This is a genomic window from Stenotrophomonas maltophilia (assembly GCF_002799155.1).
Classification (GTDB): domain Bacteria; phylum Pseudomonadota; class Gammaproteobacteria; order Xanthomonadales; family Xanthomonadaceae; genus Stenotrophomonas; species Stenotrophomonas maltophilia_R.
The window spans coordinates 2,988,348-3,001,901 of the sequence record NZ_NERD01000002.1 but is presented as its reverse complement, the minus strand read 5'-3'; the positions used below and the strand labels follow the sequence as shown (position 1 = coordinate 3,001,901).

The following is a 13,554-nucleotide window of genomic DNA, read 5'->3' as shown; positions in this document are numbered from 1 at the left end:
CCCAATTCCAGAAGCCGGTGCTTTTCGCGAAAAAAAAAGCCCCGGCAATCACCGGGGCAACATGCTGCGAGGGTTTTGCGTGTAGCGGGGAGCGGGGGCGAAGCCCCCGCACTCAAACACCGCTTTAGAACTTGAAGACGTACGAAGCGCCGTATACCAGCGGATCGATGTTGACCGTGCCGATCTTCTCGCCGTTCAACTTCACCTTGCTGTCGATGTCGATCCAGCGCATGTCCACGCGCAGGGCGCCCTTCTCGCCGATCGCGAAGTCCACGCCGGCGTGTGCGGCCAGGCCCCAAGAATCCTGCAGCTTCAGCTTGCTGCCGGCCAGCGCACCGGTGGTGTCTTCGCTGAAGAAGGTTGTGTAGTTCACGCCTGCGCCGACGAACGGCGACACCTTGCCCTTGCTGTTGAAGTGGTACTGCAGGGTCACCACCGGCGGCAGCTGCTTGGTGCTGCCCACGCGGCCCAGGCCATCGATGTTGATGTCGTGCTTGAACGGCAGCGCGGCCAGCACTTCGAGGCCCAGGTTGTCGGCGATGAAGTACTCGCCGGTGATGGTCGGCTTGACGTCGTTGTCGACGTCGACCTTCAGGGTGCCGCCGGCCAGCCAGCCGTTGTTCGACTTCGGCGCCACCTGGTGCACGCCGGCCGAGAGGGTCCAGTCGCCCTTGGACTGGGCCATGGCCGGGGCGGCGGCCAGCGACAGAGCGGCGGCCAGGCTGGCCACGATCAGGGGGGAGGTCTTGCGCATGGGGGTGTTCTCGTTGCTGGGTGGATGGGGCCAGTGTCGGCCTCACGCCGCGCTAACGCTTTGATCCGGATCAAATCCTGTCCGTCGGCCTGCTGCCGGCCCCGGCTGGCCCACGGTGGCCAGCCCCGGTTTGCTAGACTTGTGGGCCCTATCCATCCCGCCGCACCTGTCGCGGCCGCAGGAGCTTGAGAACATGGCAATCAAGGTTGGTATCAACGGTTTCGGTCGCATCGGGCGTAACGTCCTGCGCTCGGCGGTGCTGAACTTCGGCGACGACATCGAAATCGTGGCCATCAACGATCTGCTGGAGCCGGACTATCTGGCGTACATGCTCAAGTACGACTCCGTGCACGGCCGCTTCAAGGCCGACGTGGCGGTGCAGGGCAACGACCTGCTGGTCAACGGCAAGAAGATCCGCCTGACCCAGGAACGCGACCCGGCCAACCTGAAGTGGGACGAAGTCGGCGCCGACGTGGTGCTGGAAGCCACCGGCCTGTTCCTGACCAAGGAAACCGCGCAGAAGCACATCGATGCCGGCGCCAAGAAGGTCATCATGTCGGCCCCGTCGAAGGACGACACGCCGATGTTCGTGTACGGCGTGAACGACAAGACCTACGCTGGCCAGGCGATCATCTCCAACGCGTCGTGCACCACCAACTGCCTGGCGCCGCTGGCCAAGGTCATCAACGACAAGTGGGGCATCAAGCGCGGCCTGATGACCACCGTGCATGCGGCCACCGCCACCCAGAAAACCGTCGATGGCCCGTCCAACAAGGACTGGCGCGGCGGCCGTGGCATCCTGGAAAACATCATTCCCTCGTCCACCGGTGCGGCCAAGGCCGTCGGCGTGGTCATTCCGGAACTGAACAAGAAGCTGACCGGCATGAGCTTCCGCGTCCCGACCTCGGACGTGTCGGTGGTCGACCTGACCGTCGAGCTGGAGAAGGAAGCCACTTACGCCGAGATCTGCGCTGAAGTGAAGGCACAGAGCGAAGGCCCGTTGAAGGGCATCCTGGGCTACACCGAAGACAAGGTCGTGGCCACCGATTTCCGCGGCGAAACCTGCACCTCGGTGTTCGACGCCGATGCCGGCATCGCCCTGGACGGCACCTTCGTCAAGCTGGTGACCTGGTACGACAACGAGTGGGGCTACTCGAACAAGTGCCTGGAAATGGCCAAGGTCATCGCCGCCAAGTAAGGCCGGCGCAGATCGCAGACGAACCCCGGCCTGGCCGGGGTTCGTCGTTTACGGGACCCACCCTGTCGTAGCATGGGGCGGTCGACCGCTGCCGCTGGGGCGCGGGAACGCAATGGAAGCACGCAATGGAAGCACTGATAGCCCTGGTCGTACTGGTCCTGCTGGCCATCCCGCTGCTGCTGGTAGTGGCGCTGGTGATGATCGCCGGCCTGCGCCGCCGCGTTGCTGCGCTGGAAAGCGCGATGACCGCCGCGCCTGCCGCCGCCAGGCCGGCCGCGACCGCGCCCGCGCCTGAACGGCCTGTGGCCACACCCGCAGCCAGTGCCGAGCCACCGTTCCTGCGGCCGGTCGCCGCTGCTGCGCCGCCCCCCCCGCAGCCACCGGTGCGCGAAGCCGCGCCCACCGAGGCGCCTGTTGCCCAACCTGTCGCGCCACCACCGGTACCACCGGTGCCGCCGGTGCCGGTGCAGCCGCCGCTGCCATCCGAACCGGCACTGCCCAACGTCATCGAGCGCGGCATCGGTGCGGTCAAGCGCTGGTTCACCGAAGGCAACGTGCCGGTCAAGATCGGCATGCTGGTGCTGCTGGCCGGCGTCGCTGCACTGCTGAAGTACGTCAGTGACCAGGGCTGGCTGGTATTGCCGATCGAACTGCGCCTGGCCGGCGTCACCGTGGGTGCGCTTGGCCTGCTGGCCTTCGGCTGGCACCAGCGCGAGCACCGCCGCCTGTTTGCGCTGGCCTTGCAGGGCGGTGCCATCGGCGTGCTGCTGCTGACCATCTTCGCTGCATTCAAGCGCTTCGACCTGATTCCGCCGGGCGTCGCCTTCGCCAGTTCCATTGCACTGGTGGCCGGGCTGTGCGTGCTGGCGGTGGTGCAGAACTCGCGCACGCTGGCCGTGCTGGGCATCCTGGCCGGCTTCATGGCACCGCTGTGGCTGTCCACCGGCAGTGGCAACCACGTGGGGCTGTTCAGCTATTACGCGGTGCTCAACGCGGGCATCTTCGCCATCGCCTGGTTCCGCCCATGGCGCGCGCTGAACCTGCTGGGCTTCGCCTTTACCTTCGGCATTGGCACCTTCTGGGGCGTACTGCAGTACGCACCTGGCAAGTTCAGCAGCACCGAGCCGTTCCTGGTGTTGTTCTTCGTGTTCTACCTGCTGATACCGCTGCTGTACGCGCGCCGCCAGCCAGCCGGCCGGCGCGACCTGATCGATGGCAGCCTGGTGTTCGGCACGCCGCTGGTCGCGTTCTCGCTGCAGGCGGGCATGCTGCACGAGCAGCCGATGACGCTGGCACTGTGTGCGCTGGGCCTGGCCGCGATCTACGCGGTACTGGCACGGGCACTGATCGCGCGTGCGTCGTACACCATGCTGGCGCAGTCGCATGCCGTGCTTGCGGTGGGCTTTGCCACGCTGGCGGTGCCGCTGGCATTGTCGGCACGCGCCACCGGTGCAGTGTTCGCGTTGGAAGGTGCCGGCCTGGCCTGGCTGGGTCTGCGCCAGAAGCGCTGGCTGCCGCAGGTGTCTGGCGCGTTGCTGCAGATTGGCGCCGCATTCGCTTTCGTCGCCGGCGGCGACCACTGGCATGAGGATCTGCGTTTCCTGATCAACCCGACCGCCATTGGCGCGCTGTTGCTGGCCCTGGCCGGCTTCGCGTCGGCGTGGAGCTACCAGCGCAGGCCGCGTCATGAGATCGCACTGGTGTACTACCTGTGGGGCCTGCTGTGGTGGCTGGGTGGCCTGGTCCATGAGATCACCCGCTTCTTCCCCTACCGCACCGAAGCGGACGCGTTGCTGGTGCTGGCTGCGGTGACTGCATGGCTGGCCGCCGAAGTGCAGCGCCGCCAGCCGGCGCGTGCGCTGGGCGTGACCGCACTGGCCATGCTCGCGCTCGGTTTCCCGCTGGCGCTGATGCAGAGCGATGCGCACCACCAGCCGTTCGCCGGCTACGGCGCGCTGGCCTGGGCGGTGTTCGCGGTGCTGGGCGTGCGTACCCTGCTGTGCCTGCGCCAGGGCGGCGATACCGTGGCCCGTGTCGCGCAGTTCCTGTGGTGGCTGCTGTGGCCGTCGCTGCTATCGCTGCTGGCCCTGTGGGGCGGTGGCGAAGCCGATCTGGCGCAGGGCTGGACCACCCTGCTGGTGACCTTGCCGTTGCTGCTGATGGCGGCGCTGTCGCTATGGCGCTGGAACGCGCTGCGCTGGCCGCTGGGACAGGCCTTCGACAGCGTGCGCGTGCCGCTGCAATGCGTGCTGTTCGGCCTGCTGTCGATCGGTTGGCTGTTCGGCCAGCTGCTGCCGGGCGACGCCGCGCCGCTGTTGTGGCTGCCGGTGCTGAATCCGGCCGAGATCGGCCAGTGGTTGAGCCTGCTGCTGCTGGCGCGCTGGCTGTACGGCGATCAGCGACCGCAGGCACCGCAGGCATTGCTGAATATCCGCATGCCGCTGCTGGCACTGGCGGCCTTCGTCGCACTGACCAGCCTGGTGCTGCATGGCGTGCACCAATGGGGTGGCCTGTCGTGGAACGCCTCGATGATGCGCTTCAGCCTGGCGCAGACCAGCCTGACCGTGTTGTGGAGCGTGCTCGGCGTGATCGCCTGGGTGTGGGGTTCGCGTCGTGGCCAGCGTGTGTTGTGGATGGTCGGTGCCGTGCTGATGGGCGTGGTGCTGGCCAAGCTGGTTGTTGTCGATCGCCAGCACCTGGGCAATCTGCTGGGCATCGCATCGTTCATCGCCTACGGCCTGCTGTGCACGGTCGTGGGCTATCTGGCACCGGCACCGCCGAGCGCGGCGCCGTCCGTGGAGGAAAAACAATGAGGAAGTGGAGCAGGGCGCTGCTGCCGGCGATGTTCGGCATGCTGGCCGCCGTCGTGGTGCAGGCGGCCGATTACCGCACGCAGTATGCCGAGCAATGGCCGCTGACGTTGTCCAGTGCGCAGTCCGGTGCTTACCGCATCGTGCTGGAGCCGGCGATCTACCGCCGTGCCGTGAGCCCCGATCTCAGCGATCTGCAGGTGTTCAATGCGGCCAGCCAGTTGTTGCCGTCGGCACTGCTGGCACCGGACCAGCCGCTGGCGCAACCGCCTGTGCAGCGTGAACTGCCGTGGTTCGTGTTGCCGCCGTTGGCCGATGCCCAGCGCAACGACCTGCAGCTGCTGACCGAGCGCGATACCGATGGCCGCGTGCGCCGGGTCGAGGCACGGGTGAGTGGCGGGACGGTGGCGAACGGGCAGGGCGGTTGGCTGATCGACGCCAGCATGCTGGACCAGCAGCCGTTGGCAGCGCTGGTGCTGGATTGGGCCGACAGCGGCCAGCCACTGCAGGCACAGGTACAGCTGGACGCCAGCGACGATCTGCAGCATTGGCGCTCGATTGGCAGTGACGTGCCACTGGTGGATCTGCAGCGCGCCGGCAAGCGCCTGCTGCAACGCCGGCTGCAGGTGGATGGCACGGCACGCTACCTGCGCGTGCTTGCGCAGGGCGATTCGCGCCTGCCGAGCCTGCGTGGCGTACTGGCGGAATTGCCGCCAGCGCCGGCGACCGTGCCGTGGGAATGGCTGTCGCTGGAGCCAACGTCGAAAGGCAAGGGCGAGTACACCTTCGAGATGGATGGCCGGTTCCCGGTGGCGCGCGCAGATGTGGCCAGCACCGACAACAGCCTGGTGCAATGGACGCTGTTCAGTCGCGATGACGAGAGTGCGGAGTGGCAGCGCCGCAGTGCACCGTGGATCGCCTACCAGGTGCAGCAGGGGGCGCAGGGCCAGCGCCAGCAGTCGGCGGCGCAGCCGTTGGGCGGCGTGCACCGTGACCGCTACTGGAAGCTGGTGGCGAATCCGGCGGAAACCGCCACCGCGCCGACGCTGCGCCTGGGTTACCAGCCGGAAGTGCTGGTGTTCCTGAGCCAGGGTGCAGCGCCCTACGCACTGGCGGTGGGCAGCGCGACCGCGCGTCGCACGGACGCGCCGATCGGGGTGCTGATCGAAGAGCTGCGGCAGCGCAATGATCCGTCGTGGCAGCCGACGCTGGCGCGACTGGAGGGCAGCCCGGAACCACTCGCCGGCGATGCGGCGCTGAAGCCGCAGCACGATTGGAAATCGTGGTTGCTGTGGGCGTTGCTGGGCCTGGGCGTGCTGGTGGTGGGTGGGCTGGCGCTCAGCCTGCTTCGGCAGAAGCCTGCGCCTTCGGAATAGGTTCCAGCGAACGGCGCAGCCCCTCGTGGGTGGCCGCGTAAAGCAAAAGCCGCGCCTGGCCGGGCGGGTGGGCTGGGCAGGGGACGCCGCAAGTACGTCCCTGTAGGCTTAGCGGCGCCATCCATGGCGCGGATACCCCTGCCCAGCCCACCCGCCCGGCCTCTGACAGTTTCCGTGTGCGTCCACCCACGGAAGAGAAATAAGAAGAGCAAGAGCGGAAGCGGGTCGCTTCGCTCGACGACCCTCGGGGCCAGATCCGTTTTCCGTAGGAAAACGGATCTGACCGCTTCGTTCTTCATCCGACACCACACACTGCTTGTGCCTTTGCCATCCGCTCTGCCTCATGAACCTGTCGAGGCCGGGGCGGTGTGGGCTGGCAGGGGTGTCCGCGGCATGGATGCCGCGGCCAAGCCCCCATGGGTGAGGGTGCTTTGCTTGCGAAGCACTGCTTCGCAAGCGCCCGAACGCACAGCCGCCAGCGGCTGGGCCGGACCGCGGAGCGGGGTTTACGGCGTCCCCTGCCAGCCCACACCACCCCGGCCCATTCACAGCACCACGAAGCGCCAGCGCTTTGGCTTTGGCCGTTGCCGTTGCTGTTGCCCTGCGCCTCTGCCTGCCGCAGGCATCGACCCTCCCGCCAGCCGCACCCGATACAATGGCCGCCTGCCGTAGCCCGGCATCCCGTCCCTGAGCCAAAGAGTTGCCCATGTCCATCGTCCGCATGACCGACCTCGACCTCTCCGGCAAGCGCGTGCTGATCCGCCAGGATCTGAACGTGCCGATCGAGAATGGCCGCATCACCTCCGAACAGCGCATCACTGCTTCGCTGCCGACGCTCAAGCGCGCGCTGGAGCAGGGCGCGGCGGTGATGGTCACCTCGCACCTGGGGCGCCCGAAGGAAGGCGTGTGGAGCGAGGCCGACTCGCTGGCGCCGGTCGCGCAGCGCCTGTCCGCGCTGCTGGGCCGCGAGGTTCCGCTGGTGCGTGACTGGGTCGACGGTGTCGACGTGCAGCCGGGCCAGCTGGTGCTGCTGGAAAACTGCCGCATGAATGTCGGCGAGGGCAAGGACGACGAAGCCCTGTCGAAGAAGTACGCCGCCCTGTGCGATGTGTTCGTGATGGATGCCTTCGGTACCGCACACCGCGCGCAGGCCTCGACCCATGGCGTCATCCGCTTCGCCCCGGTGGCGGCCGGTGGCCCGCTGCTGATGGCCGAGCTGGACGCGCTGGCGCAGGCGTTGGACGCACCGGCCAAGCCGCTGCTGGCCATCGTCGCCGGCAGCAAGGTCAGCACCAAGCTGGAACTGCTGGCCAACCTGGTCGGCCAGGTCGACCAGCTGATCGTCGGTGGTGGCATCGCCAACACATTCATCGCTGCCGCCGGTTACAACGTCGGCAAGTCGCTGTATGAGCCGGACCTGCTGGACACCGCGAAGAAGATCGTCGCTGACGCCAAGGCACGTGGCGCCGATATCCCGCTGCCGGTCGACGTGGTCACCGCCAAGCAGTTCATGCCGGACGCTGTTGCCGAAGTGAAGGCGGTCGACGCTGTCGCCGAGGACGATCTGATTCTGGACATCGGCCCGCAGACGGCCGCGCAGTACGCACAGCTGATCGAGAAAGCCGGTACTGTGGTCTGGAACGGTCCGGTCGGTGTGTTCGAGTTCGAAGCCTTCAGCAAGGGCACCGAAGCGCTGGCCCGCGCCATCGCGAGCTCGAAGGCATTCTCCATCGCCGGCGGCGGTGACACCCTGGCGGCGGTCGACAAGTTCGATATCGCCCAGCAGGTCAGCTACATCTCCACCGGCGGTGGCGCGTTCCTGGAGTTCCTGGAAGGCAAGACCCTGCCGGCCGTCGCCGCTCTCGACGCGCGCGGCGCATGAGTGCTGAGCGCAGCAAGGATGTCCTGTTCTTCGACCTCGACGGCACGCTGATCGATTCGCAGGTGGGCATCACCGCCTGCATCGCCTATGCGCTGCAGAAGATGGACCATCCGGTGCCGCCACAGGAGACGCTGCTGGGCTGGATCGGTCCGTCGCTGCGTACCACCTTCGCGCCGTTGTTCGTCGAGCCGGCGCGGGTAGAGCAGGCGGTCGGTTACTACCGTGAGCGTTTCGACGTCGAAGGCTGGCGCGAACACACGGTATACCCGCAGGTGGAAGACACGCTGCGCACGCTGCATGGCCGTGGCCATCGCCTGGCGGTGGTCACCGCCAAGAACGAGCCGCACGCGCGCCGCATCCTCGCCCACCTGCCGTTCGGTGGGTTGTTCGAGGAGATCGTCGGTTCGACTCTGGACGGCTCGCGCAGCCACAAGCCGGAACTGGTCGGCGAGGCATTGCGTCGGCTGCAGGTACAGCCCGCGCAGTGCTGGATGATCGGCGACCGCCGCATGGACATCGAAGGCGCGCGCCATCATGGCCTGCGAAGTGTCGGTGTGCTGTGGGGCTTTGGCGGTGAGGAGGAACTTACCGCCGCCGGTGCTGGCCAGCTCGCCCGTGAGCCGGCACAGCTGGAAACGCTGTTGGCCTAGCCTGCTGCTGCAGAGCCGAGCCCGTGCTCGGCTCTGCAGAACCGCTCCCTGCGCCAGCGTATGTCCGGACCATGTCCGTTCCATGACCCGCGGAGTCAGGCAGCACAAGGCTGTAACCGTATACATGCGGCGTGAAGGATGTGCTAATTTCCGTCCTTTAACGGGAGAGGCCCATCCACCATGTTCGAGCGTCAGCGCCGCACCAAGATCCTTGCCACCCTCGGTCCGGCTACCGATCCGCCGGGCGTGCTGGAGGATCTGTTCCGCGCCGGCGTCAATGTGGTGCGCCTGAACTTCAGCCATGGCGATCCGTCCGGCCAGGCCAAGCGTGCCGCCGAAGTGCGTGCCGCTGCGGCCCGTGTGGGCGTGGAAGTGGGCATCCTGGCCGACCTGCCGGGCCCGAAGATCCGCATCGAGCGCTTCGCCGAAGGCAAGGTGCAGCTGAAGGCGGGCGACCGCTTCGACCTGATCGCCAGCGAGAATGCGGGCCCGGGCACGGCCAGCCAGGTGGGCGTGAGCTACCTGGGCCTGCCGCAGGACGTGGGCCCGGGGGATGTGCTGCTGCTCGACGACGGCCTGATGCAGCTGCAGGTGGTGGAAGTGCAGGGCGACCGCATCGTCAATACCGTGCTCAACGATGGCGTGCTGTCCGACCGCAAGGGCCTGAACAAGCAGGGCGGCGGCCTGTCGCTGGGCGCGCTGACCGAACGTGACAAGGAACTGATCGGCATCGTTGCCAAGATCGGCGTCGACTTCATCGCCGTGTCGTTCTGCCGCAACGCGCAGGACATGAACGACGCGCGTGACATCGCCCGCTCGCACGGCTGCGATGCCGCACTGGTGTCGAAGATCGAGCGTACCGAGGCGATCGAGAACCTGGAAGAAATCGTCGAGGCCAGCGACGTGGTGATGGTCGCCCGTGGCGACCTCGGCGTGGAAATCGGCGATGCCGAGCTGCCGGGCCTGCAGAAGAAGATCATCAAGGCGTCGCTGGCGCAGAACAAGGTGGTGATCACTGCCACGCAGATGCTGCAGTCGATGGTGGAAAGCCCGATCCCGACCCGTGCCGAAGTGCTGGACGTGGCCAACTCGGTCATCGACGGCACCGATGCGGTGATGCTGTCGGCGGAAACCGCCGCCGGTGCCTACCCGGTCAAGGCCGTAGAAGCGATGGCGCGCATCTGCCTGGGGGCCGAGCGCCAGTTCCAGACCGAGACCGACTTCAACGCCTCGCCGCGCAACCTGGAACGTGCCGACCAGGCCATTGCCATGGCCACCATGTTCCTGTCGCAGCACGTGGGCGTGCGTGCGATCGTGGCGATGACCGAATCCGGTGGCACCGCGCGCTACCTGTCGCGTTTCCGCGCCAAGGCGCCGGTGTTCGCGGTGACCCGCCATGACGGCGCCCGTCGCCAGATGGCGCTGATGCGCGATGTCTACCCGATCAACTTCGACAGCCGTGGCCTGACTCCGCGCGAAGCCGCGCGCGGCAGCATCCGCCTGCTGGTCGAATCCGAGCTGCTGCAGGCCGGTGACCGCGTTGTGTTCACCAGCGGCGAGCACATGGAAACCCTGGGTGCGACCAACACCCTGCGCCTGCTGGAAGTGGGCGAAGACGGCCGCGCCAGCGGCCTGGGCGATCTGTAAGGAGTGTTGGCCCGGGATCGGAGCTGCGTTGCGGGTCTGACCCCAAAGTCAGATCCCCGCAGGGCCTCTGACCCCATGCCGCAGGACATCTTTTGTCCTGCGCCGGCATGGAAGCGTTTCCATCCTGTCCTCCACGGCGAGGCAACGGGCGGCGGGGCTATACTTACGTTTTTCCCGCACCCGCCACAGGAAATACATGAGCATCGAACAGCTGGCTGAAACCGCCCAGGCCATGGTCGCCCCGGGCAAGGGCATCATCGCGATCGACGAATCCACCGCTACCATCGCCAAGCGTTTCGCCGGCGTCGGTATCGAGAACACCGAGGAGAACCGTCGCGCCTACCGCGAACTGCTGCTGACCACGCCGAAGCTCAACGAGCACATTTCCGGCGCCATCCTGTACGACGAAACCATCCGCCAGTCGACCAAGGACGGCGTGCCGTTCGCCAAGTACATGGCCGACCACGGCATGATTCCGGGCATCAAGGTGGACAAGGGTGCGCACCCGCTGGCCGGCTGCCCCGGTGAGCTGGTCACCGAAGGCCTGGACGGCCTGCGCGAGCGCCTGCAGGAGTACTACAAGCTGGGTGCGCGCTTCGCCAAGTGGCGCGCGGTGATCAACATCGGCGAAAGCATCCCGTCGGGCACCTGCATCGAGTCCAACGCCCACGCACTGGCCCGCTATGCAGCGCTGTGCCAGGAATGCGGCCTGGTGCCGATGGTCGAGCCGGAAGTGATCATGGACGGCGACCACGACATCGAGACCTGCTACGAAGTCACCGAAGCCACCCTGCGCTCGCTGTTCGACGCCCTGTACCAGCAGAACGTGCTGCTGGAAGGCACCATCCTGAAGGCCTCGATGGTCATCTCCGGCAAGGGCTGCGATGAGCAGGCCGACGTCGAGGAAGTGGCCGAGTCGACCGTGATGTGCCTGAAGAGCACCGTGCCGGCGATCCTGCCGGGCGTGGTGTTCCTGTCCGGTGGCCAGAGCGACGAGCAGTCCACCGAGCACCTGAACGCGATGAACCAGCTGGGCAACCTGCCGTGGCCGCTGAGCTTCTCCTACGGCCGCGCCATGCAGCAGGCCGCGCTGAAGCTGTGGGCCAAGGACATGAAGGGCAACTACGCCGCTGCCCAGAAGACCGTGTACGAGCGCGCCAGGGACAACGGCCTGGCCGCGCTGGGCAAGTGGAACGGCTGATCCGTCCTCTTGCAGGATGAACAGGGCAACGCCGGCTTTACGCCGGCGTTTGCTTTTGCGGGTATCTTTTCCGCCCCCGCATGCCCGGCCGGCATGCGGGAACCACATGGAAGGCCAAGGAGAAACAACATGCGTTTGGCAGCACTCACACTGGCCGTTGCCACGGTCCTGGTCGCCGGCGGTTGCAACCGCATCGGCGGCGGCGCGGACGCGGGCAAGGCCGCGTCGCTCGATTTCGACAAGCCGGTGTCCGGCGAGATCACCTCGCGCAGCGGCATCAACTACAACGACGGCAGCCACCACCAGCTCTACCAGATCAAGCTGGAAGACAAGGAACTGGTCGGCATGAAGCTCACCGGTGCGCTCAGCGGCTCGATCGCGGTGTTCAACAACGGCACCCTGGTGTCCACCAGCAACACCGGTTACGAGCGCGAGGGCGATGTTTCGCTGGCATTCCGCGCCAACGGCGGCGGCACCTATCAGGTGGCCGTCAACGCCGATGGCCCGACCGCCTTCGGCCCGTACCGCCTGCGCGCCGAGAAGCTGAAGCCGTACGACGGCAAGCCGCTGGTGGGCAGTGGCGAGATCGTCGACATGCTGGCCGGTGATTCGCAGGACTACACCCTCCAGGTGGAAAAGGAAGGCCTGTACGAGATCCGCCTGGTGTCGGACGTGTTCGATCCGGTGCTCAAGCTGTCGGGCCATGGCGTGGATGCGGAGAATGACGATGGCGGCGACAGCACCAACTCGCGCCTGAACCTGGTACTGAAGCCGGGCAAGTACACCCTGACCGCACGCGGCCTCGGTGACGGCGTCAACGGCATGTTCACCCTGTCGGCCAACCGCATCGAAGTGCCGGGCAACCTGATCGAGCGTGACGGGACCGCACTGCCGACCTCGGGCAGCGCGTATACCATGCTCGACAACGAAGGCAGCCGCCGCTTCCTGCTGACCCTGGATCGTCCGGCCGATGTCCGCCTGGATGCGATCTCGGGCCAGGTCGATACCGTGCTGCGCGTGGTTGGCGGCGATGTGGAACTGACCGACGACGACGGTGGCAACGGCACCAATGCGCGCCTGGAAGAAACGCTGCCGGCCGGCCACTACACCGTCGACGTGTCCAGCCTGAACAATGGCGCGGGCCTGGTGGAAGTGCGCGTGCAGGTGGATGGCGCCAGCGCCGCGGGCGCCGCCGCCTCAGCCGCGCGTGCTGCTGCCGACGCTGCGGCAGTCGTGGCCGAAGATGCTGCTGCGGTGGAGGCGGCCAGTCGTTGAGCATGATCCGCGCAATGCGTGGATGAAAGCTGCGGTGCAATGGAAAAGGCCGGGCAACGCCCGGCCTTCTCTTTTGCGTCCCATGCTGCGGATCAGTGTGCGACGGCGAAGCCTGCATCGCCCAGCGGGGGCAGCATCGACGCGCGAGCTTCACTCTCAGTATTCTGTCCAGCGGCAGCCAGCGCCTGCTGGTAAGCCTTGGCCGTGGCCGTATTGAACGCCACCAGCACGATGCGCATCGGCTGCGCATGGCTGCGCTGCCAGGCCAGCGTTTCGGTCACAGCGACCTGCGCGGCCTGGTACAAAGGGTAGCCGTACACGCCACAGCTGATCGCCGGGAACGCGATCGACTGCACACCCAGCGACTCGGCCAGCTGCAGCGATTTCCAGTAGCAGTTGGCCAGCAGCGCAGGTTCGTCGCGCTGGCCGTCATGCCAGACCGGGCCGACCGTGTGCAGTACATGCCGCGCTGGCAACGCATGCGCACCGGTGGCGCGCACTTCGCCGGTCGGGCAGCGCACGCCGGGGCGAAGCTCCGGCAACTGCTCGCACTCGGCCAACAACGCCGGGCCCGCGGCGCGATGGATCGCGCCGTCGACGCCGCCGCCGCCGAGCAGTGTTTCATTGGCCGCGTTGACGATCGCATCCACCGCCAGGGTCGTGATGTCGCCCTGCCAAACCTCGATCTTCATGCGTCCGTCTCCTGCCTGTGAGGTGATCCGCGCAACATCTGCGCCGACTGTTCCCACGGTAGGGGACAG

General features: G+C 66.9%; 10 protein-coding genes. 8 read left to right on the top strand and 2 right to left on the bottom strand.

Annotated elements, in window-relative coordinates; all coding sequences use genetic code 11:
• Window positions 1–124: 124 nt before the first annotated feature.
• Complete coding sequence (locus tag B9Y82_RS14470) at window positions 125–754, bottom strand: OmpW/AlkL family protein (RefSeq protein WP_100473761.1); 630 nt, start codon at window positions 752–754, stop codon at window positions 125–127.
• 193 nt (window positions 755–947) lie between these two features.
• Between B9Y82_RS14470 and gap the strand changes: the two genes are divergently transcribed.
• From gap to B9Y82_RS14430, 8 genes are all read left to right on the top strand, one after another.
• Window positions 948–1,952, top strand: a complete 1,005-nt coding sequence (gene gap / locus B9Y82_RS14465; RefSeq protein WP_005414333.1) for a type I glyceraldehyde-3-phosphate dehydrogenase — start codon at window positions 948–950, stop codon at window positions 1,950–1,952.
• 125 nt (window positions 1,953–2,077) lie between these two features.
• Window positions 2,078–4,765: a DUF2339 domain-containing protein gene (locus B9Y82_RS14460; protein ID WP_100473760.1), complete on the top strand. Its 2,688-nt coding sequence runs from the start codon at window positions 2,078–2,080 to the stop codon at window positions 4,763–4,765.
• The gene (locus B9Y82_RS14455) at window positions 4,762–6,138 is read left to right on the top strand and encodes a DUF3999 domain-containing protein (RefSeq protein ID WP_100473759.1); all 1,377 of its coding nucleotides are present in this window, start codon (window positions 4,762–4,764) and stop codon (window positions 6,136–6,138) included. The genes B9Y82_RS14460 and B9Y82_RS14455 overlap by 4 nt, the downstream gene beginning before the upstream one ends.
• A gap of 706 nt (window positions 6,139–6,844) precedes the next feature.
• Window positions 6,845–8,020 (top strand): phosphoglycerate kinase, encoded by a 1,176-nt coding sequence (locus B9Y82_RS14450; RefSeq protein ID WP_100473758.1) that lies wholly within the window; start codon window positions 6,845–6,847, stop codon window positions 8,018–8,020.
• A complete protein-coding gene (locus B9Y82_RS14445; protein WP_100473757.1) occupies window positions 8,017–8,670 on the top strand; it encodes an HAD hydrolase-like protein in 654 nt (217 codons plus the stop codon). Before B9Y82_RS14450 ends, B9Y82_RS14445 begins: the two co-directional genes overlap by 4 nt.
• A gap of 180 nt (window positions 8,671–8,850) precedes the next feature.
• Window positions 8,851–10,317 carry a pyruvate kinase gene (gene pyk / locus B9Y82_RS14440; protein WP_049442695.1) on the top strand — a complete coding sequence of 489 codons (1,467 nt, stop codon included), beginning with the start codon at window positions 8,851–8,853 and terminating at the stop codon, window positions 10,315–10,317.
• 196 nt (window positions 10,318–10,513) lie between these two features.
• On the top strand, window positions 10,514–11,518 hold the full coding sequence (locus tag B9Y82_RS14435; protein ID WP_100473756.1) for a class I fructose-bisphosphate aldolase: 1,005 nt from the start codon (window positions 10,514–10,516) through the stop codon (window positions 11,516–11,518).
• A gap of 129 nt (window positions 11,519–11,647) precedes the next feature.
• Window positions 11,648–12,793, top strand: coding sequence for an ABC transporter substrate-binding protein (locus tag B9Y82_RS14430; protein ID WP_100473755.1), 1,146 nt, complete (start codon window positions 11,648–11,650; stop codon window positions 12,791–12,793).
• 92 nt (window positions 12,794–12,885) lie between these two features.
• Here B9Y82_RS14430 and B9Y82_RS14425 read toward each other — a convergent pair whose 3' ends face one another.
• Window positions 12,886–13,485: an O-acetyl-ADP-ribose deacetylase gene (locus tag B9Y82_RS14425; protein ID WP_100473754.1), complete on the bottom strand. Its 600-nt coding sequence runs from the start codon at window positions 13,483–13,485 to the stop codon at window positions 12,886–12,888.
• Between the last annotated feature and the right edge of the window lie 69 nt (window positions 13,486–13,554).

Excerpts from the sequence above, each read along its gene's own strand:
- B9Y82_RS14435 (WP_100473756.1), top strand. The coding sequence starts at position 10,514 with ATGAGCATCGAACAGCTGGCTGAAACCGCCCAGGCCATGGTCGCCCCG.
- B9Y82_RS14470 (WP_100473761.1), bottom strand. The coding sequence starts at position 754 with ATGCGCAAGACCTCCCCCCTGATCGTGGCCAGCCTGGCCGCCGCTCTG.
- pyk (WP_049442695.1), top strand. The coding sequence starts at position 8,851 with ATGTTCGAGCGTCAGCGCCGCACCAAGATCCTTGCCACCCTCGGTCCG.
- B9Y82_RS14455 (WP_100473759.1), top strand. The coding sequence starts at position 4,762 with ATGAGGAAGTGGAGCAGGGCGCTGCTGCCGGCGATGTTCGGCATGCTG.
- B9Y82_RS14425 (WP_100473754.1), bottom strand. The coding sequence starts at position 13,485 with ATGAAGATCGAGGTTTGGCAGGGCGACATCACGACCCTGGCGGTGGAT.
- B9Y82_RS14430 (WP_100473755.1), top strand. The coding sequence starts at position 11,648 with ATGCGTTTGGCAGCACTCACACTGGCCGTTGCCACGGTCCTGGTCGCC.
- B9Y82_RS14445 (WP_100473757.1), top strand. The coding sequence starts at position 8,017 with ATGAGTGCTGAGCGCAGCAAGGATGTCCTGTTCTTCGACCTCGACGGC.
- B9Y82_RS14460 (WP_100473760.1), top strand. The coding sequence starts at position 2,078 with ATGGAAGCACTGATAGCCCTGGTCGTACTGGTCCTGCTGGCCATCCCG.
- B9Y82_RS14450 (WP_100473758.1), top strand. The coding sequence starts at position 6,845 with ATGTCCATCGTCCGCATGACCGACCTCGACCTCTCCGGCAAGCGCGTG.
- gap (WP_005414333.1), top strand. The coding sequence starts at position 948 with ATGGCAATCAAGGTTGGTATCAACGGTTTCGGTCGCATCGGGCGTAAC.